The following is a 19876-nucleotide window of genomic DNA, read 5'->3' as shown; positions in this document are numbered from 1 at the left end:
GCTATGCTTACGCTTCATTCATTTCACTGGTGTCTATTATGAAAACAATGCAACTGACTTCGTATGGCGAAAACGCGCAATTTATTGAAACTGACGTACCCACCCCGGCAGTCAAACCTGGCCATATCCTGGTGAGCATTGCCGCGACCAGCGTTAATACGGTAGATACCATGATCCGTAATATGGGAAGCGATTTGCCCTTATCGCCGGCCTTACCGGCTACCCTTGGAATGGACTTTGCCGGCACGGTGACCGAGGTAGGTGAAGGCGTCACACAATTCAATGTGGGCGATGAAGTGTACGGCTGTGCGGGTGGTTTAGCCGATTTACCCGGCACCTTGGCCCAGTATATAGTGGCCGATGCCCGTTTAGTGGCGATCAAACCTGCGGGTCTGACTATGCGTGAAGCAGCCGCTTTACCTTTGGTTGCCATTACCGCGTATGAAGGATTACACCGTGCAGGTATCAAGCAGGGCGACAAAGTATTGGTTCATGGTGGTTCAGGTGGCGTAGGCCACGTTGCTGTGCAGCTGGCGCGCTATTATGGTGCCACTGTTTATTCTACCGGCGGCGGCGAGCAACAATTAGCCCTGATTGAAAAACTAGGCGCTACCCCTATCAACTACCGCACTGAATCAGTTGAAGATTATGTGCAAAAACATACCAACGGTGAAGGCTTTGATATCGTGTTCGATACAGTGGGCGGCGCTAATATGCAAAACTCATTTGAAGCGGCGCGCTTAAACGGTCAGGTGTCTTCCACGGTATCGCTACTGGAAATGGACCTATCGACAGTGCACTTTAAAGGCTTATCGCTACATGTGGTGTTTATGCTAATCCCTATGCTGCATGACTTTCACCGGGCCGAGCATGGCGAAATTCTTAGCGAACTGGCGAAGATAATTGGCAGTGGTGCGCTCACCCCCGTGCTCGATAGCGAACAATTTTCGCTGGCCGACGTAGGCGCTGCGCATGCCCGCTTACAAAGCGGCAAAGGTATGGGCAAGGTAGTGATTGATATCAACTAAAAATACTTTTGGTAGGCCTTTGAGTTTCGCGTAAAGCACATGCCAGCCACCCTAACAACACCGCCTATCAGGCGGTGTTGTTGGTTATGTTCTATTGTGTAGCTAAAAGCTGTCCTTCACCACCTGGTGAACGGCTATTTTACGCAGTACTAAACCTTAGCCCAAGCCCGCGGTGCTACGGGACTATCGTTAACAACCGCCTTGGTGACCAGCGCCACGGCAACCTAAATGGCGGTAAATTAGCGTCGGAAGTAATCAGGTTTTGTACCTAAACTTCAGGCGAAAGCCTGGTTTCGGCAGGCTATGACAATGGCGGCCTACGGTAACTACCGGCGGGTAGGCTAACCGGCAGCGCGTGGCAATAGGCTAATAGGTAAGGCAGCCGTCAACTATGTGCTTTTACCAGGCGTCTGTCCTCACTAAAGGTTCGTGCCTGGCCAGCCCCCAGGGCCCACCCGTAAAGCCTGGGTGAAGATGACCTGGCCACCCGTATCTGTCCACTATTGCTTGTGCCCCTGTTTGTTGTATGGCGCTTAAGCCCGTCAGGCTCCTCACCGTAACACTCCTCACCGTCACACTGAGCGCTAACCCTCCGGCATTAGCCACGGGCAACCCGTGGGGCGTAAACTTTCAAGCCACAAACCAAGGCAATCAGCGTGCTACAGTGTGACTTGGCTAAATAAGCCTGTGTTTACGCGAGTTTAGTTCACGGCCTGCGGGGCTATTGGCTACGTGCTAACGGCCAGCGTTTTGAGTTACGCCCTCATTGCCGCGTAGCAATAACCCGCTGGGCTTATTGTCAGTGAAAACTGTGAGCCGCGTTAGCCGTCCGTAACTACTTACCGCTGTCTGCGCGCCATTTTCTAGGCATACGTTATTTACAAGGGCGTTATTCGGCTGGCGTGACCCGCTTGGGTAGAATCAGGGCTGAGAGAATCAGGGTAGGCAAAATCAGGGTAGATAAAATCGGCGCGTGCGGGGGCGGTAAGCTAACGTGATACACGCTCAGCCCGGCTGAAAATGCGCAACGTTGCGCCAGCTATGGCGGTTTAACCGGGCTAGCGACAGGGCGTTGCTGGTACGGATAAACCGCCACCGGAGCCAGCGTGATGTGGCCGGCGTATTCGCCTTCGCTCATTACCGTTCGCGCACTATCCCTGACGCTATATCCTTAGCGCACTATCCCTGACGCGATACGCTGGGCGGTAAAACCGTTGCTAAGCCGGGGCGTCGGCATGCAGCATTATTCTCACGGCCCGCCCGAACCGCAGCCGGGCGGGGTAGCAAAGGGTTTAGATCACGCTAACAACCTGTTCTATCGGCAAGCGGGATTTCGGCAGGCTGGCATTGTAATCTTCATCAGGATGATGATAGCCAATCGCCAGAGCTACTTCACACACGTACCCATTGAGTTCTGGTGCGAAGAGCTCGCCAATGCGGGTTTTATCAACCCCTTCCATCGGGGTAGAGTCAATCCCCAGGCGGGCCAGTACGTGCATCAGGTTACCCAGCGCCAGGTAAGTCTGGGCTTTCGTCCAGTTACCGTTATAGCCGTTTTCATCAGTGTTCAAATCAACAAAACCAAATGCGCCGAATTGTTGGTCGCGCTCTGCTGGACTGGCCCGTCCATCACTGATTTGCTGATCAACCACCGCGCCGTAGTGCGTACGGGTATAATAAGGGTTATAGGCGAATAAAATGGTTTGTGACGCCGCTTTAGCATGAGGTTGGTTGAACTGAAACTGGCTAGCAAAGGTGTCATGCAAGCGCGCCTTGGCCTCATCACTGGATACTACAATAAACTTCCAGGGTTGTGAGTTTATAGAGGACGGCGACAATTGCAGCGCTTGATAAATAACGGCTAAATCAGCAGCGCTTATCTTGCGGGTTGGATCGTATCGTTTGGCCGTGTAGCGTGACGCCAGGTCATTAATAATAGCATGGGGCATAAAAAGTCCTCGCAGGGGTGGTGGTGGGCAACTGCCAGGCAGTTAAACCGACAATATAGACAGCGCACAAAGTAGGCTAAAATGCCCTATAGAAAAACCCTGATAACAAGGAATCATTATCATTTTTATATTTATAATTCGGTGATTTTAAAGGGTTAAGGCAGGATGATTTTTATAATTGGCTGCAAGCCTGGTATACCGTCAGCGCCACTGTGCGCTTACCGTATGCAGCAGTTATGTTGGCGTAGTATCACAGACAGGAACAGACCGGATAACAACAAAACCGCATAATAGGCCAGGCGGCAAAACAGTTACCGCATCTGAGTATATCGGCTGCCGGCCAGCCCCTGATACTAGCTATTCAGCAAACACTGGCCAGGATGAAATAACGACAGGAGAGGCTAGCATGCGTCGTGCTTTATCACGGTAAACCACAGCCCTGGTCACCTAATATGAGGGACTTCCTGGGGTAGGGCCGCTTACCGGCAAAGGGGGATACCGTAAATATTGTGATTAATACACCCAAGGGTATTGATACTAAGCTACTGACAGTCATACACTTACCTTCGTTTTACTGCATTGTATGGATGTGGGTGTTCGCAGGTTTATCATTACAATATAAAAGTAAATCAGCCCGCTGTTACCACTTAGCGCCATTTTAAGGACATTATTGCATGGCATATGATTTTGGTTCCCAGACCCTGGGTATTTCTAACCCCTTCAAAACCGAAGGTAAATTACGCACTGTAACTGGCGCGCTATTGGTGGCCGGTGGCTTGTATCCCTTGTTAAAAGTGGCTGCCACCTTGCCTCAAAATGCGGTTCTGGCGTATACCTATGCTGTATTAGGTTTTATTCTGGTTGCCGCTGGCTTCACTCATTTGGGCAAAGGTATTTTTCAGCTGTTCCGCTATTTTGTAGGACGCTCGGTACCGGTATCGCTGGCATATAACCGTTCTCGTTCAGAGCAAGAGGCGGCCCAGGCCGAGCAAAAAGCCTTGCTGTATACTGATGATAGCCTGCACGCCATGTTAATGGGGCGCAAAAATACCACCTTTAAAGAACCCAAAGGATGGGTAGCCCGGCTACTGCATTCTGTATTTCCCAACCTGACTTTTTTGCCTTACCCGCTGCGTAATATGGCGCAGGAACTGGGCAGCTTAGCCATCAGCCTGATCACTGCATTAATTTCTTTCGCTATTGTCTGGTTTGTCGTTTCTACCGGCCTGGCGGGCGAAAAAGCCCGGCTAGTGGCGTTACCATTGCTGTCTGTAGTGCTGCTGGTATACCTTATTCGGTTATGGGCGGCGGCCGGTGCGGCTATGCAAACCCATACCAAAACCCAACTCGATAAAGCGTCGGGCATATCGGTAACCGCGGTGGTGGTGATGTCTATCCTGGTGCCAGTGTTTGCCGGGTTTGTCCTTGATAGCCTCATCCCTGTCTCAGTGGATGAGTTGTCTACAATGATGGCGTCTTATCAGGTTTTTAGTGCAGGCGCGAATTTTGGTCTACTCCTGCTGGCCCTGATTATTGTGGTAGCGGGCATCATGCCCTGTTTGATTCAGCGTATGAAAAATATCACCCCGCAAACCGAGGTAAGCGAATACCGTGAAAATTTACAGGAGTCGGTGCACCCAAACGAGATTTTCATTAACCTGGAAAACATAGTACTGGCTAACCGTCGCTACAAGGAGATCCCTAACCGGTTGTACCGAGAGCTGGACCCAGTATTAAAAGAACAAGCCGATGGCAAGGGTAGTTTCAACGGCGAGCTATTAATAGAAACCCAGCCAGTGTTAGCTGATAACGACCATTCCCCGACGAAAGCGAAGAAGCTGTTGCCCAGTGGGTTAGCCCAGATATGTGTACTGCTTGGCTTTGTTCTATTTTACCAACTGGGTATTGCTATTGCTGAAGGTATCAGCATGTTAAGCCAATCGACATCCGGTTTTGATAGCGGCCGTATTGACCAGACGCGCGCCCAAACGCTGATTGCCCAGGCTAGTGATATCCTGTTTTATCTGTTTGCCTGGCTTACCTTCAGTGCTGCCGGCCGGATGTTAAATAATGCCTCGCACCTATTCTGGGGAGAATTAAATTTCGAGTCACTCTTAATGTACCTGAAAGCAGAAGGTACCTTTAACGAATCGCGCTTTTCTACCGGCATGTCTATTCACGACTCTACCCGGTCAGAAAATGTCTTGGTCAGAAGTTCTATTACGCCGTGGATCATTACCTCAAAAATACATAGCTCTATTTTTGCTACCAGTGGGGTAAGTAACCTGGAAACCCCGCGCTTTATTATGGGGATGAACAAAAACGACAGTGAACTGAAAGCCATTGTGGGGGAGATAAAAGACTTCTTAAAGGCGCGCGAATCAATAGCCTCAATTACCAATGAAGCTGATTTACAAAGTGCCGGCGTTATCCATCAGGTCAATAGCCAGACCCGCGCCCATGACAGTAATGCTACGCAGGATAAAATAACGCTTAAAGAGCAAGAAGAAGCCGCGGGTTACCTGCGTAACAATCCGGATACGTCATCGTCGTAAACCGTGCGTAAGCCCTACGCTTTGGCGGCTTCGCAAGGTACGGCTAGGGCATGACGGTAACGATAACCCGGGCATAACGGGTTAAGGCTGGCGTGCCCCGATCCCGTACCGCTACAATAAAATGGAGTGTTTGCTGGCTGGTTACCGCCGGCGCTTTCACATTCACCCGGCTGATATTGGCCGCCCCGATATCTACCGGGTGATTGGGCAGGGTGCCTGGCTCTGCGTAATTAAACCAGTAATACTGCAGACTATCGCCATCCGGGTCACTACTGTCCCGGGCATCCAGCGCAAAATATTCCCCGCTTTTTACCTGCAACTGCGCCGCGTGCTTTAAGCCAGGTACTGGCGGATGATTTGCTTGCGCATATGGCATTATTGTCCAGTCCATGCGGGCCGCGAAGTCATGTTGAAATGCGTCGCGCCAACGCCACAAGGTGGCACGAAAACCCTTAATGGCGTTGGTGTCCGGCACCAGACTACGGCCAAACTCAGCCGCGTTTAGCGGATACACGGTATCAATAGCGTTAGTCCATATGGCTCGCGGCTCCGGTAGCACAGGCACACCGCCGGTAAAGCCGTCTGGGGCAATATCACTTAGTTTTGGCTGATAATGTGTATAGCGTCCGCCCCAACCACCCCAGGCGGGCTGTTCAGGCCAGCTCAGTCCATTGGGAATTAAATTTAACCAGGCCGGAGTATCGCCTTCCATACCATAGGCCACATCGGGGTACAGTGCTCCCATCGGGCCATGATCCTGCTGAATATGTTGGCTAAGCCAGGCATTACTGATGGTAGTATTATCTATACCTTCCACCACGGTATTAATACCTGTCCAGGTGGCGGCGTTGTAGCCACCCGGGCTAACAATATAGAACAGGTTGGCAAATTCGCTGCGTAGCCAATGGCCGCTGTCGTCCTGGTCAGAAATTGTGTATACCCGCAGTTTACTAATGTAAGCCGCCAGGGTTTTCGCGGTAACCCTTGCCTGTAAATGCTGCAGAGCCTGGGCCAGGGTGTTGGCACCGCCCCACACGCTGATCCACAACGGTCGCTCATCGTCTTTTTCCAACGCCTCAATAATCAGCTTTGCCCCGTCCGACAAAGGTTGGTTGGCAAGCCCCTGCATCCCGTAGGCGGCAACACCGGCAGCCACCCGTTCGTGTAAAAAGGCGGCGGCGGGGTAGCCTGGGGCGTGCTTTGTCAGGTTTGGTTGTACGGCGCCGTAAGCCTCAATAATCTGATGCATGGTTTCAGGGGCGATGCGGTCTTTCTAGTGCACCGAGGTAGTGGCAATCAGGCCTTCAATATCAATTTCATTGGCGTATAGCAGCAACCGAATCAGGGTTTGTGCATCGTCAGGGTCGGCTTCAATATCGCTTAATACTATTAATCTGGCCGCTGGCGGTGGCTGCATGCTAGGTTGGGCACTTACGAAGGCTGATAAAAGCATGCTAAGCAGCAGCGTTACTGCGCGCCATACTGGCCGGTAAAAAGGGAGTAATAAGGGGCATAACAAAGAGCGGGACAGGACAGCTATGGTCATATTCAGGTCTCGTAATGATACGTATTTGATCAGGTCTTAACTGGCTATGTAAACACAAGGCGTGGCCGCCCAGCCGTTACTATTTATGGTTTTGCTTTAATCAAAATTAACCTACAAATAAACGCTATGTGCTGGACCGCGAAGCTCGCCAATATCGGTGGCCGGCAAACAGGACCGCAATGGCGGTAAAGCCGTAAAGCAAAAGTAAAGTGGGAACAAAGATACTTAAGCCCAGGCAACTCAATAACCCCAGCACACTTACCCAACGCGGTATAAAGCGCTGCCCTAGGGGGACTTTGAGCGCTGCCAGATTGGTTATGCTGTAGTAAACCAAAACCGTGAAAGCGCTTAGCGTCCAGGCCTGTTTAACATCAGCCAATAACACAATAACTAACATTATCAGGCACGCTACCCAGCTCGCCACGGGGGCACTATCGGCGCTGGCGTTAAGCCTGGCCGTGGCGGCCGGTAAATCGGCACGTCGACCCGTCGCCAGGATCACCCGGGACACACCCAATACCAGGTTCAGCACCACACTGATCATGGCAGCTACAGCGCACACCGCGACCAGGGTGCCGATTGCCGGGGCATTTACCGCCTGCGCCAAATTAAACCGGGCCGCGTCTATTTGCTGGGGTGGGATCAGCTGCATCAGGGCATAACCTACCAACATATAAATCAGTGCGGTCACCGCCAGGGTAATGACTATGGCTTGTGGAATAGTGCGGTTGGGCTGTTTAACTTCTTCGCCCATGGTGGCAATGCGGCCGTAACCGGTGAAGGCGACAAACATGAGAGCAGCAGCTTCGATCACCGTGGAGGAGTTCAGTACCACTGGGGTAGCAGTACGGTCGGTGGTGGTAAGCCCCCACACAACAAACCCTGCAAGCCCGGCGAGGCTGATAGTCACCAACAGGGCATTGATAATATTGGAGCGCCGTACGCCCTGTAAAATAATAGCGGTGATGCCAATAAGCAATAAACATCCCGTTACTTTTGCGACTATTGGTCCGGCTCCCAGCCAGTTCGCTATGGCCCAGCCAACCGCCGCGGCGGCCGTAGCAGCAGAGGCTGATTTTGCCAGCACAAACAAGCTGCCAGCCACAAACCCGGCGAACGGCGACAAATAATGATAGCCATATTCATAGGTCCCGCCGCTGACCGGGTGGCTGGCGGCTAACTGAGCAGCACTTAAGCCATTAAACAGGGCTGTCATAGCTGCCATGGCAATGGCGGTAAGCAGGCCGCCCGCTGCCAGTTGATAACTCAGGCCGATACTGACGTACACGCCGGTACCAAGTATAGAGCCCAGCCCGATAACCAGCGCGCCAGGTAAGCCCACAGTTTGCAGCAAACGGGTATTCATAAACGAGCATAACCTTATAAATGTAGCGTGTGCTAAGCCACCCCACGCTAGCGTAGAATAGATAGATTATATAATATTAAGCGCCAATATCCATTCCCAATATCGGTTTTCGATATCTGGTGTGGGTAAGGTTTAGCGAAAGGTCCGCAGGGACTTCAGGTGACTTATGAAAGACAAAGAATTATACGCGGGGCTGATTCGCCTGCACATTTTGCATCATGCGGCACACGAAGCGATTTATGGCGCCGGGATGATGGAAGAGCTGGCCCGGCATGGTTATAAAATAAGCCCTGGTACCTTGTACCCGTTGTTACATCGGCTGCAAAAAAAGGGCTATTTGTGCTGCGAGCAACGCGAGGTCGCCGGCAAAATACGCAAATACTATCGCTGTACCGACGCGGGGCATACGGCCCTCATCGAGGCGAAAGAGAAGGTCAAAGAGCTGTTTGGTGAATTGTTCGCCTGACCGCAGTGCCTATTTGTCATAGATATGGGTATAACGCATTGCAGGTGCCGGCAGCTGCGCGCCGACAATATCGACGCAGTATATCAATATCGGGTGGTGCGGCAACGCAGCGTGGGGTGCCGCAGAAGCCTAGCATGGACAGTGGGCCTGGAAACACGTGAGCGCAAAGTACACAAAGCCTGCAGAGTAAGCCTGGTACGCCGGGCACAACAAATAGCGCCGATATTACCTGCCGCGCTGGTACCCTGATATGGCAGCGTTAAAGCAGGTAGCAATAGCCGCCTGTTTCAGTATGGCCTGTTAATGTACCTTCAGTAATACTATCGCGGCCTTTTTTTTCGCCTTTTTCTGCCTTTTTGGTGGGATAGTTGGCACGGCTGGTTAGCTCACTTTTCTTGTGTACGGGTAAATAAATTGCCATAAAAGTTGCCAGAACCCAAAAACACCGTCTACGTTATAAATTGTATTAGCGTACTGCTGGCCGATGGGCCGCCAGCTTGGAGTAGAATCTCAAATGGCCAGGGCAATCACGGATGGCGTACTCTCCACTGTTCTGGCAACAGTGATCGATGGATTTATTATTATCGATCAACACGGCACAATCGTGTCGTTTAACCCAGCTGCAGAGCGTATTTTTGGCTATAGCGAACAGGAGGTCGTGGGCCAAAAAATAAACCTGCTAATGCCTGAACCCTACCATACCCACCACCATCAATATCTTACGAACTACCTGACCACCGGCGATAAAAAAATTATCGGCCAAGGACGAGAAATTGAAGCCCGCCGCAAAGATGGCAATACGTTTCCGATGGAAGCGTCAGTTAATGAAATGGTACTTGAAGACCAGCGCTATTTTTTAGGCACCATCAAAGATATCAGTGAAAGAAAAGCCCGTGAAGCCGCGTTAAAAGCCTCTTTAAAATATGTCGATACCCTGATGAATACGGTGTTAGACGGGCTGGTCACTATGACCGAAAGTGGCGTGATACGCAGTTTTAACTATGCTGCTCAGCAAATGTTTGGCTACCACGAGCACGAAGTTATCGGGCTAAAAATCAATGCGCTGATGCCTGAACCTTATCGCTCACGCCGTGCTGAGTACTTACAGCACTATCTACACCAAAGCGCGGAGCCAGTGGTAGGCAAAGGCCGCGAAATTATGGCGCAACGTAAAAACGGGGAAATCTTTGCTATGGAGGTTGGGGTAAATGACATGGTATTTGAACATGAGCGGATACTGGTCAGTACTATTCGCGATATTTCCCAGCGCAAGCAAGCCGAAGACGCCATCCAGAGTTTTGTTAAAAAGCTGCAAATCAGTAACGAAGAGTTAGATCAGTTTGCCTATATCGCTTCCCACGATTTAAAAGAGCCGTTGCGCGGGCTAGCAAACAATGCGCTTTTCTTACATGAAGACTTTGCTGAACTGCTGGGTGAAGCTGGCACGCGGCGCATTATGCGTATGCGATTTTTATGCGAGCGAATGGAAAAACTGGTAGATACGCTGCTGTATTATTCACGCCTGGGCCGCCAGGCGCTAGCCGTAGAGGCCACCGCGCTGGACCCTATGATAGACAGCATTCTGGCGATGTTTGAAACCGAAGCCATAGACGGCACCATTACCTTTTTGCGGCCACAGATAATGCCTACGATTGTGTGTGATGTACCACGCACCAATGAGTTATTCAGAAATCTTATCTCTAACGCACTGAAGTACAACAACAAAGCCCATAAAACTGTGGAAATCGGGGTATGCGAAACATTATGCCCGGCCACGGGTAAAGCAGAACCGCAAACCTTTTATGTTAAAGACAACGGTATGGGCATCAGCGCCGAATTCCACACAGATATTTTCCGTATATTTAAACGCTTGAACGAAGAAGATGACACCATGCGGGGCACCGGCGTGGGCTTGACCTTTGTCAAAAAAATCGTCGAGCGCCACGGTGGTGCTATCTGGCTGAACTCTACGCCTGGTGAAGGCACCTGTTTTTACTTTACCCTGAAAATGGAGCATCAGACATGAGTAAACCGCTGGGGGTTATTTTGCTGGTGGATGATAACCCCGACGATTACGAAGCAACCTATCGCAGCATGCAAAAAAATCAGCTGAATAATCCAGTGCAGTGGTGCCAGTCGGGTCACGACGCTAAAGATTATTTACTCGGCGAGGGCAAGTACGCTAGGTCAGTAGCGGCAGCCGACGGAGGTAGCCCGGCGGCGCCTCAACCTGCCACCGGCCTGATACCGCCACCCACGTTAATTCTGCTTGATTTGAATTTACCCGGCATGGATGGCCGGGCGCTATTGCGCCTGATTAAACAACATGACCGCTTACGCAGTATTCCGGTTATTGTATTGTCTACTTCCAATGATGCCCGGGACGTGCAGGAATGCTATGCATTGGGCGCCAGTACCTTTATACATAAGCCGGTCAACTTTGAAGCGCTCAACACGGCAATACGCGCAATGAAGGCATACTGGTTTGGGGTAGCGCTATTACCCGCAACGGCAGAGGTGCATAATGCGCGCGCGTAGGTTGTTGCTGATTGATTATAACCCTGACGACATTATGCTGGTGACGCGCGCGCTGCGTAAACAATCTGGCTGGCAATATGAGATTGATTTAGCGTACACCTCAGAAGAGGGAATTCGGGCTGCCGCCGCCAAGCGTTATGATTGTATTTTAACCGACTATAATTTTCCGGGTATATCAGGCATGGAGCTGTATATCCGGTTAGCCAGTTGTTGCCCTGCCACCCCCATTATTGTATTGACCGGCCAGGTTGACCAGGCAATCGCTGCCCGCCTGATAAAACAGGGCGCACAGGACTATATTAATAAAGGGGCAATGTCTTCGGAAAAACTGCACCAGCTGATTTGCGACGCTATTGCCGGCAAAAATAATGACGTAAATAGCGCGGCGCCGGGCAAAGAAGAATATGATGTACTGGTTGTGGATGATAACGAAGACGATGTGGAGTTTTATATCCGTGGCTTAAGTAAACTTGACCCCGGCTATCGGTTTTCCCACGTCAACAGCGGCCAGGCGGCGCTCAAAGTCATTGATATGCGCCCGCCCGATTGTGTGTTACTGGACTATTGCTTACCCGGTGCCAACGGGCTGGATGTTCTGAACCGTATTCTTATGCTACGGCCGCATTTGCCGGTCATTATCCTGACCGGGCAGGGCAGCGAAACCATTGCCGTAGAGTCGATAAAGCGCGGCGCTGAAAATTACATGGTTAAAGCGCAATTCAGCCCCGAATTGCTGCATCGCAATATTCGTGAAGCGGTTTCGCTGAAGCGGCTGGAAAACGCCTTGGCCGCCAAAGAACACGAACTGGAAACCAAAAACCGAGAGCTAAACAAAACTAACGCTTTTTTAGATATGGTACTGGATATTATGCCGGGCTATTTCTTTGTGAAAGATGAAAACTTCAAATTGCTGCGGGCAAATGCGCAGTTTATCGCTCTGTACCCGGATAAATCAAAAGACAAGATCATTGGCTATACTACCGTAGAAGATTATACCGAAGAAGACGCCCGCGCTTTTTTAGAAAATGATTGCCTGGCCTTTAAACACGGTAAGCATGAGACCAACGAAACCATTCTGTTTCCCAATGGTGAGCAACGCACCCTGTTTACCCAGAAAAAACGCTTCACCGATGAAGACGGCCAGCACTTCTTAATGGGTATTGCCAGCGATGTCACCGAACGTGAAGCCCTGATAAGCCAGTTACAAAAGTCGAACGCTGACCTGGAAGAATTTGCCTATATTGCTTCTCATGATCTGAAGTCGCCCTTAAATGGCATACGTAAATTGGTAAGTTGGATTCACGATGATTATCGCGAGCAGTTGCCGGCGGAGGTTCAAGAGTATTTCAGCCTGATTAATAGCCGGGCAGAGCGTATGGCTAGGTTACTCGAAGACTTACTTGAATACTCACGCATTGGCAGCCGGCTTACCGCTCCTGAAACCATACAGCTGCACGATATGGTAGCTGACGTGCATCAGATAAATGATGGACATGCGAATTTCACCGTGCATGTACCGCAGGTAGAAGTGGTGATGCCGCGTATCGGACTGCAAATTGTATTGGTGAACCTGCTCAGTAACACTATTAAGCACCACGATACCGGTAAAGGGCATATTCGATTGTTATTGAACCAGGCGCCTGGTGGTTATCAGTTGGAATACAAAGACGACGGCCCGGGTATTGCCGCGCAGTACCACCACAAGGTATTCAATATGTTTCAGACCCTACGCCCCAGAGACGAAGTAGAAGGCAGTGGTATGGGGCTGGCCGTGGTCAAGAAAGTCGTCGAACATTATCAGGGACATATTTGCTTAAACAATTGCGCCGATGGTGTTCACTTTTCTATTTTCTGGCCTTATAGCACAACTGAGGGCGCCGCCCGGGAGAACGGCAATGGTATTTAACGATCAGGTAACCGTCTTTGTGGTTGAAGACGATGATGTGGACTTTATGACCATCAAGCGCAGTTTTGCCAAAACCCGAATTACCAATCCATTGGTACGTGCCACGAATGGACAGCAAGCGCTCACCATGCTGCAAAATAAGGCCGTGGCATATCCTTTTGTAATATTACTGGACTTAAAACGACCAAAATTAAGCGGCCTGGAATTACTTAGCTCAATAAGAGCCGATGCCGGCCTGGCTGACGCCGTGGTGTTTATTTTAACCACGTCAAGTGATGAGCGTGACATTATCAGAAGTTACCAGCACAACGTCGCAGGGTACTTTGTTAAAGAGCAGGCCGGCAGCCATTTTCTGGATATTTGCCAGGTATTAAATGGGTATTGGCAAACGGTTCACTTTGCCGCACAAGGATAATGATAATGGCCACCCGCGTATTACTGGTAGACGATGATGACATAGACCGACGCGCTATTAAGCGCGCACTTAATTGTAGTCATTCCCCCCATCAGATTATTGAAGTCTCTAACGCCAACGATGCATTCGTGCAAGCCGAACATCACGCTTTTGACGTCATATTGATGGACTATCAGCTACCGGGCACCACCGGCGTTGAAGCGATAACCATATTGCGCGATAACCCCACCTTAAGCCGAGCGGCCATTATTATGCTGAGTAACCGCGCCTCTGATGAGGTTGTGGTGAATTGTATTAATGCCGGTGCACATGACTTTTTACTTAAAGAAGATGTTACTCCGGCGCAGTTAAAGCGCTCAATTTTACAATCCCAAAAACGCAGTGAACTAGAGCGAAAGCTGGTAGCAAGCTACCAGAAAGTCAGAGTACTGGCCGAGCAGGACACGCTGACCGGGCTGCATAACCGTTATTTCTTTGAACAAGCGCTCGATGCCCTGTTACTGTCTGCCAAGCGCACACCTGAGGCTATGGTAGCGGTGATGTTACTGGATTTAGACAAATTCAAACACATTAACGACACCTTTGGGCACCCCATAGGAGACAAACTGCTTATAGCGGTGACCGGCCGCATGAAGCGAACATTGCGCGAAAATGAAATGTTAGCGCGGCTAGGCGGCGACGAATTTGGGTTCGCCAGTGGGCATTTGTATTCACTGCAGGAAGTTCACACCGTAGCGCGGCGTATGCTAGCGGTGTTTGCCACGGAGTTTGATATAGACGGCCACAAAATTTTTTGCCGGGGCAGTGTAGGAATTGCCCTGAGCCCGCAAAACGGCCAATCAGTAAAAGAGTTGATGAAATTTGCTGATATAGCTATGTATCGCGCCAAACATGAGGTGGGGTCGCGCATATGTATCTTTGAAGACAATATGCAACAGGCATTTTTGCGTAAATTTAAAATTGAACAGAAACTACGTGATGCCACTACGATGATGAATTTTGGCGTCGTGTTTCAACCTATTGTAAGCCAGGGGATCATGGTGGGCATGGAAACGCTGATTCGTTGGCCGACCGGCCATACTACCACCGCGCCGGAAGAATTTATCCCGGTGGCAGAAGAGGCCGGGTTGATACAGCAGATTGGCCACTGGGTATTTGAAACCGCGCTGCACAGTTTTGATGCGATTAAACCTCATTTACCCGCCGACTTTTATATCACAGTGAACGTATCGCCACGCCAGTTAGCGTTTGCCGGTTTTGCTCAATTTGTTGAACAGACGCTGGCAAAATATCAGGTCAGGCCTGAATATGTGGTTATAGAGATAACCGAAACCGCGCTGCTAAAACAGGATGACAGAGTCACTACGCAGCTTAATGCTCTTTCAGCGATGGGCGTACGCATCGCGTTGGACGATTTTGGCACCGGGTATTCGTCGCTATCTTATTTGCTGCATTGTCCGGTGGATATCGTTAAAGTCGATAAAACCATTATACAAAGGATCACCGATGCTGATTCACGACATAAGCACGTACTTGAGGGCCTGGCGCTTATGTTAGCCAGGCAGCACATTGCCATAGTGGCCGAGGGGGTCGAAAGTAAAAGCCAGTTGGCCCTGTGTAACACGTTGGGTATTCTTACGCATCAGGGGTTTTTCTATCATCGCCCAATGCCGCTGGCTGCGTTAAAGCAGATTCTGGGTGCTGAAGAGTCACCGCTATGACCTTCCGGTTATGCCGCTATATTGATACTGGGCCAGGGCGCAGATTGCCATTATTTTTCAAATGTTAAACACAGTGAGGTTACTGATACACCACGCCTTACAGATGTTTCCGTAGCCAGAGGACGTGCTGCTACGGGCTACCGATTTTAAAGGATAGGGTGCCTGGCCGAAACCCGCGACCCGGGCTAACTGCTATGGTTTTTCAGCTAAGCCGATATGTTGATACTGGATCAGGGCACAAATTTCCAGCAACCTGAAGGCGCTGGTAACGTGGCTGACATTGCTGACGAACGGATGAGCCTGAGGGGAGCGCTGCGCCAACTGTTGTATACGCTGGGCAGTACCGTCACGGCCCGGGTGGTTGGATAGGAACACCTCAATGTTGAGCTGCTGTACAGTTTGCTGCATGGCGAGGGCAGAATGTGCATATTGTTGTAACTGTAAGCCTTGGGGGCCAAAGTTTAGGCCAGTTCCGCCCCACAACACCGCTGTATGGGTATTCTCGCTATCTTTAACATCAAATACTACCGATAGCGTACCGGGCGTATGGCCTGGGGTGGCAAAAAACTGCACGGTAATTTCCCCCAGTGTTATGCGGCTGCGGTGGGCAACGGTGGTTACTTTCGTGGGCGCCGGGCCCCAGCGTGAGCTGTGCACCGCGACCGTACCATTTTGCAACGCCTGCCAGCCCCGTTCACTCATTAATAGTGTCGGCTGGTACTGGGCAGTTAAAAACGCCTGGCCGCCATAATGGTCACCATGCTCATGGGTAATCACAATGTACTTAATGTCAGCAGGATCAAGGCCCAGGGTGCGTAACCCTTTAACAATATATTGTTGCGCCTGAGCAGCATTATTGAGTGTATCGATTAAAATCAGCCCTTCGCTGGTTTGAATTACCCATGCAGCCACATTGCCAGCGCCTACATAATATAGATTGTCGAATACTTTGGTTGGCGCAATGGTTCGCCGGGGGAGTGTTTTACCAGTAACCCGGGAGGGTGTTAATGTGCTGGCTTCAATATCGGGCTCGTTGGGAAGAGAAACAGGCGGGGGTCCCTTCGCTCTATAGGAGGGCGCGCGCGAAGGGTGGCCAGTGCGCTGAGTTAAGTCGCACAAGGAGATCAGGCCGGGATAATCCGCGGCGTAGCGCTGTGCTTCTTCCAACAAACTCTGGGTTGAGGGAGCCGCGCACACCGGCCAGCTCAAAAGAGTGAGCAGCCAGCACACATAGTAACTACGCATCATAAATTAAAACCGCATTTTTGCTGAAAGCCACAAGCGACGGCCATCTTCTACATAACCGTAATCATCATAGCGTAGGGTTTTGTCTAATACATTATAGATACCGCTGAGTAACTCTAGATGGCTGTTATAACGCCAGTTCATGCCAATATCAATCAACGTTCGTGAAGGCGCCAGTATACTGCGAGAGCCCACGCTCGCCAATTCAGTTTCTGCACCGCGAAACGTGGTGCGACTCCATAGCTCCAGGGCTTCGTGAGCTTGCCAACGTGTATTAACGGTCAGTTTATGCCGGGGTAACTGAGTCAGCGGTAAGCCTGCGTTATCGCCCGTCTTTTGTTGCGACGAGGTATAGGTATAGGCGGTATCGATATACACCGCGCCTATCTGTTGGCTCAGACTAAACTCAATCCCGCGCGAACGCGCTTCATCAATATTGATGTTGTAGCGGGCATCTGGTTGCGCACAATACTGGAGCGGACAAGTAGCCACGCTGATTTTGTCAGAAAAATCATTGTTAAACAGGGATAGACTCGTGTTAAAAGTATTGTTCGGCGCATAATAAACCGCGATATCCTGGCTTATGGTCGTTTCTGGTTGTAGCTCGGGATTGCCATAAATATCGCCGCCGCGGCTCTCCTGTACCCAACCTGCGGCCATATCCCGTAGGTCTGGCGCACGGTAGCCTGTAGCGATACCCCCTTTGATTGTCCAGTTATCATCTAAGGTATAAACGGCATATACACGGGGGCTGTAGTGTTCATCAAACTGTTCATTGTTGTCTAAGCGCAAGCCAAAGGTAAGCGAAATATCATCAGTGGTATGCCATTCGTTTGAGCCGTATAGCGATACCTGCCGGTTCGTCAGGCTGACCCCCTGGGTTGCTATATTTTCCGACAGATCTTCATAGCTATACTCAGCGCCCAGGGTAATAGTATGGTGCTCAAGCGCCATAAAATTCCACTGAGTATTGGCCAGAGTATTGGTGATTTGTAGTTGGCGTCCCTGGTTATTCACCTCTTCTACCTGTACAAAAGAACGGCCCGTCAGGGTGTCATAGGTTCCTTCATGTGTAAGCGAATAGGTTTTGCGATCATTATCAGTAAATGAGTTGCCTGCAGTGGCAGGCTGAGAGCGGCCTGCGGTGGTACTGCGCTGCTGCTCCTGTAAGGTGGTCTGGGCCGACAAAATATCGGTAGGGCTCAGCGTGTAATGCAGCGCTGCATTGATATTACTAAGGGTTTTATCTGCATAGCCGCGCTCAATATTATCTTCAATGCGCCGTTGCGATAGCATACTGACGCTGGCATTGAGGGTGTTTGTTAGCAAAGGACCCGCCGCATATAACTGGGTCCGGTATTCGTTTCCGGCATCTTCATTCTGCTGCAGAACTGCTTCCAGACGCAGATTTCCCACCCACTCACGACTGTCTTTTCGGGTAATAATGTTAATCACACCCCCGATAGCATCGGAGCCGTAAAGTGTAGACATGGGACCCCGTACAACTTCAATCCGTTCTATCGCATCTACCGGCGGCAACCAATCCTGTTCGAACCCGCCACTGCTGTTAGGTTGGCTTTCCCGACCACTTTGCTTTTTACCGTCTACTAGCAAAGCGGTATATTGCGCGGGCATACCGCGAATACTGATATCCTGCCTGCTACCCCCACCCGATACCGTTACACCCGCGATATCGCGCAATACATCTGTGACATCGCGATACGCTCTGTACGCTAATTGCTCATGATCTATCACACTGATAGACGCAGGGGCCTGAGATACCAGCTGCTGATAACCGGCAGCCGTCACACTAATGTGCTCTATATCCTCAGAGGCGGCGGCCAGCGTATTTAAAGATAATAAACACGGCATAGCGCCCAATACGGTTAAACGGAATAACGGAATAGGTACGGGCATTATATAAGAAATAGCGAAATCATGGCCTGAATGATAATAGTTATCAATATCAATATCAATTGCCACTAATTTGCATGTTGTACTTTCTTATATGGTTGTCACAAGCAATTTTTTTGAGCAAGTTATGCGCTATGGCGAAAGACACCGAATACTTTGCGCCCTCACCAGGGCTTACCGTTCAATGTATCAAACCAGTATAGTTCGCAGCGTGAATAAGCGGAGGAGCAGAGCAGGGAGCGAAGCGACTGGGGAGATTGATACGGGTTACCCAGCAAAGGGCGGTTCAACAGCTCATTGAACCGCCCTTAAACAGGCGATCAATAGACGTTAAACAGCCCTTTATCCAGAATATATCTAAACTTTTATAAGCTAATTGGGGTGTTTATCAGCCTGCGTGCGTACCGCGAATAGGGTAATCATTTTCCGGTTTTCTGACAAAATCCAGGCCATTCACCAGCGTCTCGATATCAGGACGGCAAAACGGGTTATTAGCAATGTCTACAGCCAGTATTTTGCCTTCCTGGGTGACCACAAACAACCCTGGCTCAGCAAAAGGGTGATCCGTTTCTTCCGGAGAACGTGGATCTGAAATATACACACCTAGTTGTTGCATCTGCTCGGTAGTCAGGCCATAAGTAATGGTGAAGTTGATATCCAGGTCGTCCAAATGCGCTTCCATCTGCGCTTTGCTATCTGCGCTCACGGCAACTACATCCACCCCCATATCCAGTAACTGAGTGCGCTTTTTCTCAAGGTTGTTCAGGTATTTTGTACAGATTGGGCAATGCTTGCCCCGGTACACAATTATCAGTTGCCAGTCGGTTCCTTCTCTGGGCTTACCCAGTTCAACCTTATTTCCATCAAGGTTGGTTGCACTCATCACCGGAAAATTGCTGCCGGCGACTAATTTATTCGCATAGGAACTATTGTCTGTCATTGTGACTCCTGATAATGATTTACATTGGCCAAGAAATTTATAACTAATGGGTACGCAGGCATCGGTGTAGGGGGAAGGGTTTTAAACCATCGCCCCCACCTGGCGCGACGCACCGTATCAGTATTTACGCATCAAACAAAAATTGGCCCACTGTGCGCGTTAAACGGGCAGAAAAGTGAGGTGAACAAGAAGTGAGGTTTGCCACGGTGTAACCGCCTGCAAGGGGGGAGATAACGGTTATCGAATAGACACAGTTGAATAGCCAGGAAGCTATTCAACTGTGTGGT

15 protein-coding genes and 1 pseudogene are annotated in these 19876 nt (G+C 50.3%); 8 read left to right on the top strand and 8 right to left on the bottom strand.

Features of this window, described 5'->3' with window-relative positions; genetic code table 11:
• Nucleotides 1–47 precede the first annotated feature (47 nt).
• Complete coding sequence (locus D0Y50_RS14215) at nucleotides 48–1028, top strand: zinc-dependent alcohol dehydrogenase family protein (RefSeq protein WP_408640699.1); 981 nt, start codon at nucleotides 48–50, stop codon at nucleotides 1026–1028.
• Between the two features lie 1292 nt (nucleotides 1029–2320).
• On the opposite strand, the gene D0Y50_RS14210 is transcribed toward D0Y50_RS14215, so the two are convergent.
• Nucleotides 2321–2977, bottom strand: coding sequence for a nitroreductase family protein (locus D0Y50_RS14210; RefSeq protein ID WP_117317526.1), 657 nt, complete (start codon nucleotides 2975–2977; stop codon nucleotides 2321–2323).
• A gap of 674 nt (nucleotides 2978–3651) precedes the next feature.
• Between D0Y50_RS14210 and D0Y50_RS14205 the strand changes: the two genes are divergently transcribed.
• Nucleotides 3652–5532: a hypothetical protein gene (locus D0Y50_RS14205; RefSeq protein ID WP_108565862.1), complete on the top strand. Its 1881-nt coding sequence runs from the start codon at nucleotides 3652–3654 to the stop codon at nucleotides 5530–5532.
• Nucleotides 5533–5575: 43 nt separating this feature from the next.
• Here D0Y50_RS14205 and D0Y50_RS19980 read toward each other — a convergent pair whose 3' ends face one another.
• The 3 genes and pseudogenes from D0Y50_RS19980 to D0Y50_RS14195 form a co-directional block, all read right to left on the bottom strand.
• Nucleotides 5576–5908, bottom strand: a complete 333-nt coding sequence (locus tag D0Y50_RS19980) for a hypothetical protein (protein ID WP_332308390.1) — start codon at nucleotides 5906–5908, stop codon at nucleotides 5576–5578.
• A 303-nt stretch (nucleotides 5909–6211) separates the two neighbouring features.
• A pseudogene (locus D0Y50_RS19975) lies at nucleotides 6212–6949 on the bottom strand (DUF1593 domain-containing protein); the annotation flags it as partial.
• Nucleotides 6950–7202: 253 nt separating this feature from the next.
• Complete coding sequence (locus tag D0Y50_RS14195; protein WP_117317523.1) at nucleotides 7203–8444, bottom strand: APC family permease; 1242 nt, start codon at nucleotides 8442–8444, stop codon at nucleotides 7203–7205.
• A 166-nt stretch (nucleotides 8445–8610) separates the two neighbouring features.
• Between D0Y50_RS14195 and D0Y50_RS14190 the strand changes: the two genes are divergently transcribed.
• On the top strand, nucleotides 8611–8910 hold the full coding sequence (locus D0Y50_RS14190; protein WP_108565865.1) for a PadR family transcriptional regulator: 300 nt from the start codon (nucleotides 8611–8613) through the stop codon (nucleotides 8908–8910).
• Nucleotides 8911–9169: 259 nt separating this feature from the next.
• On the opposite strand, the gene D0Y50_RS19570 is transcribed toward D0Y50_RS14190, so the two are convergent.
• A complete protein-coding gene (locus D0Y50_RS19570; RefSeq protein WP_170145521.1) occupies nucleotides 9170–9331 on the bottom strand; it encodes a hypothetical protein in 162 nt (53 codons plus the stop codon).
• 93 nt (nucleotides 9332–9424) lie between these two features.
• On the opposite strand from D0Y50_RS19570, the gene D0Y50_RS14185 reads away from it, so the two are divergent.
• From D0Y50_RS14185 to D0Y50_RS14165, 5 genes are read left to right on the top strand one after another with little or no spacing between them, the layout of a single operon-like run.
• On the top strand, nucleotides 9425–10936 hold the full coding sequence (locus tag D0Y50_RS14185; protein ID WP_117318790.1) for a PAS domain S-box protein: 1512 nt from the start codon (nucleotides 9425–9427) through the stop codon (nucleotides 10934–10936).
• Nucleotides 10933–11448: a response regulator gene (locus tag D0Y50_RS14180; RefSeq protein WP_117317521.1), complete on the top strand. Its 516-nt coding sequence runs from the start codon at nucleotides 10933–10935 to the stop codon at nucleotides 11446–11448. The genes D0Y50_RS14185 and D0Y50_RS14180 overlap by 4 nt, the downstream gene beginning before the upstream one ends.
• Entirely contained in the window at nucleotides 11435–13354 is a 1920-nt protein-coding gene (locus tag D0Y50_RS14175; RefSeq protein WP_117317519.1) for a response regulator, read from the top strand. The genes D0Y50_RS14180 and D0Y50_RS14175 overlap by 14 nt, the downstream gene beginning before the upstream one ends.
• Entirely contained in the window at nucleotides 13344–13769 is a 426-nt protein-coding gene (locus D0Y50_RS14170; RefSeq protein ID WP_117317517.1) for a response regulator, read from the top strand. Before D0Y50_RS14175 ends, D0Y50_RS14170 begins: the two co-directional genes overlap by 11 nt.
• Nucleotides 13770–13774: 5 nt before the next feature.
• Nucleotides 13775–15490 (top strand): putative bifunctional diguanylate cyclase/phosphodiesterase, encoded by a 1716-nt coding sequence (locus tag D0Y50_RS14165; protein ID WP_170145520.1) that lies wholly within the window; start codon nucleotides 13775–13777, stop codon nucleotides 15488–15490.
• Nucleotides 15491–15682: 192 nt separating this feature from the next.
• On the opposite strand, the gene D0Y50_RS14160 is transcribed toward D0Y50_RS14165, so the two are convergent.
• The 3 genes from D0Y50_RS14160 to D0Y50_RS14150 all read right to left on the bottom strand — a co-directional run bounded on the left by D0Y50_RS14160 (nucleotide 15683) and on the right by D0Y50_RS14150 (nucleotide 19589).
• Nucleotides 15683–16738, bottom strand: a complete 1056-nt coding sequence (locus tag D0Y50_RS14160) for an MBL fold metallo-hydrolase (RefSeq protein WP_117317513.1) — start codon at nucleotides 16736–16738, stop codon at nucleotides 15683–15685.
• 3 nt (nucleotides 16739–16741) lie between these two features.
• Nucleotides 16742–18718 carry a TonB-dependent receptor domain-containing protein gene (locus tag D0Y50_RS14155; RefSeq protein ID WP_232366268.1) on the bottom strand — a complete coding sequence of 659 codons (1977 nt, stop codon included), beginning with the start codon at nucleotides 18716–18718 and terminating at the stop codon, nucleotides 16742–16744.
• A gap of 319 nt (nucleotides 18719–19037) precedes the next feature.
• A complete protein-coding gene (locus D0Y50_RS14150) occupies nucleotides 19038–19589 on the bottom strand; it encodes a redoxin domain-containing protein (protein WP_108565871.1) in 552 nt (183 codons plus the stop codon).
• Between the last annotated feature and the right edge of the window lie 287 nt (nucleotides 19590–19876).

Origin of the sequence: Salinimonas sediminis (genome assembly GCF_003429285.1) — a bacterium.
In the GTDB taxonomy this organism is placed as follows: domain Bacteria; phylum Pseudomonadota; class Gammaproteobacteria; order Enterobacterales; family Alteromonadaceae; genus Alteromonas; species Alteromonas indica.
Note: the sequence above shows the minus strand (reverse complement) of the source record. Positions and strands in the feature narration are given on the sequence as shown.

Excerpts from the sequence above, each read along its gene's own strand:
- D0Y50_RS14215 (WP_408640699.1), top strand. The coding sequence starts at position 48 with ATGCAACTGACTTCGTATGGCGAAAACGCGCAATTTATTGAAACTGAC.
- D0Y50_RS14210 (WP_117317526.1), bottom strand. The coding sequence starts at position 2,977 with ATGCCCCATGCTATTATTAATGACCTGGCGTCACGCTACACGGCCAAA.
- D0Y50_RS14205 (WP_108565862.1), top strand. The coding sequence starts at position 3,652 with ATGGCATATGATTTTGGTTCCCAGACCCTGGGTATTTCTAACCCCTTC.
- D0Y50_RS19980 (WP_332308390.1), bottom strand. The coding sequence starts at position 5,908 with ATGCCATATGCGCAAGCAAATCATCCGCCAGTACCTGGCTTAAAGCAC.
- D0Y50_RS14195 (WP_117317523.1), bottom strand. The coding sequence starts at position 8,444 with ATGAATACCCGTTTGCTGCAAACTGTGGGCTTACCTGGCGCGCTGGTT.
- D0Y50_RS14190 (WP_108565865.1), top strand. The coding sequence starts at position 8,611 with ATGAAAGACAAAGAATTATACGCGGGGCTGATTCGCCTGCACATTTTG.
- D0Y50_RS19570 (WP_170145521.1), bottom strand. The coding sequence starts at position 9,331 with ATGGCAATTTATTTACCCGTACACAAGAAAAGTGAGCTAACCAGCCGT.
- D0Y50_RS14185 (WP_117318790.1), top strand. The coding sequence starts at position 9,425 with ATGGCCAGGGCAATCACGGATGGCGTACTCTCCACTGTTCTGGCAACA.
- D0Y50_RS14180 (WP_117317521.1), top strand. The coding sequence starts at position 10,933 with ATGAGTAAACCGCTGGGGGTTATTTTGCTGGTGGATGATAACCCCGAC.
- D0Y50_RS14175 (WP_117317519.1), top strand. The coding sequence starts at position 11,435 with ATGCGCGCGCGTAGGTTGTTGCTGATTGATTATAACCCTGACGACATT.
- D0Y50_RS14170 (WP_117317517.1), top strand. The coding sequence starts at position 13,344 with ATGGTATTTAACGATCAGGTAACCGTCTTTGTGGTTGAAGACGATGAT.
- D0Y50_RS14165 (WP_170145520.1), top strand. The coding sequence starts at position 13,775 with ATGGCCACCCGCGTATTACTGGTAGACGATGATGACATAGACCGACGC.
- D0Y50_RS14160 (WP_117317513.1), bottom strand. The coding sequence starts at position 16,738 with ATGATGCGTAGTTACTATGTGTGCTGGCTGCTCACTCTTTTGAGCTGG.
- D0Y50_RS14150 (WP_108565871.1), bottom strand. The coding sequence starts at position 19,589 with ATGACAGACAATAGTTCCTATGCGAATAAATTAGTCGCCGGCAGCAAT.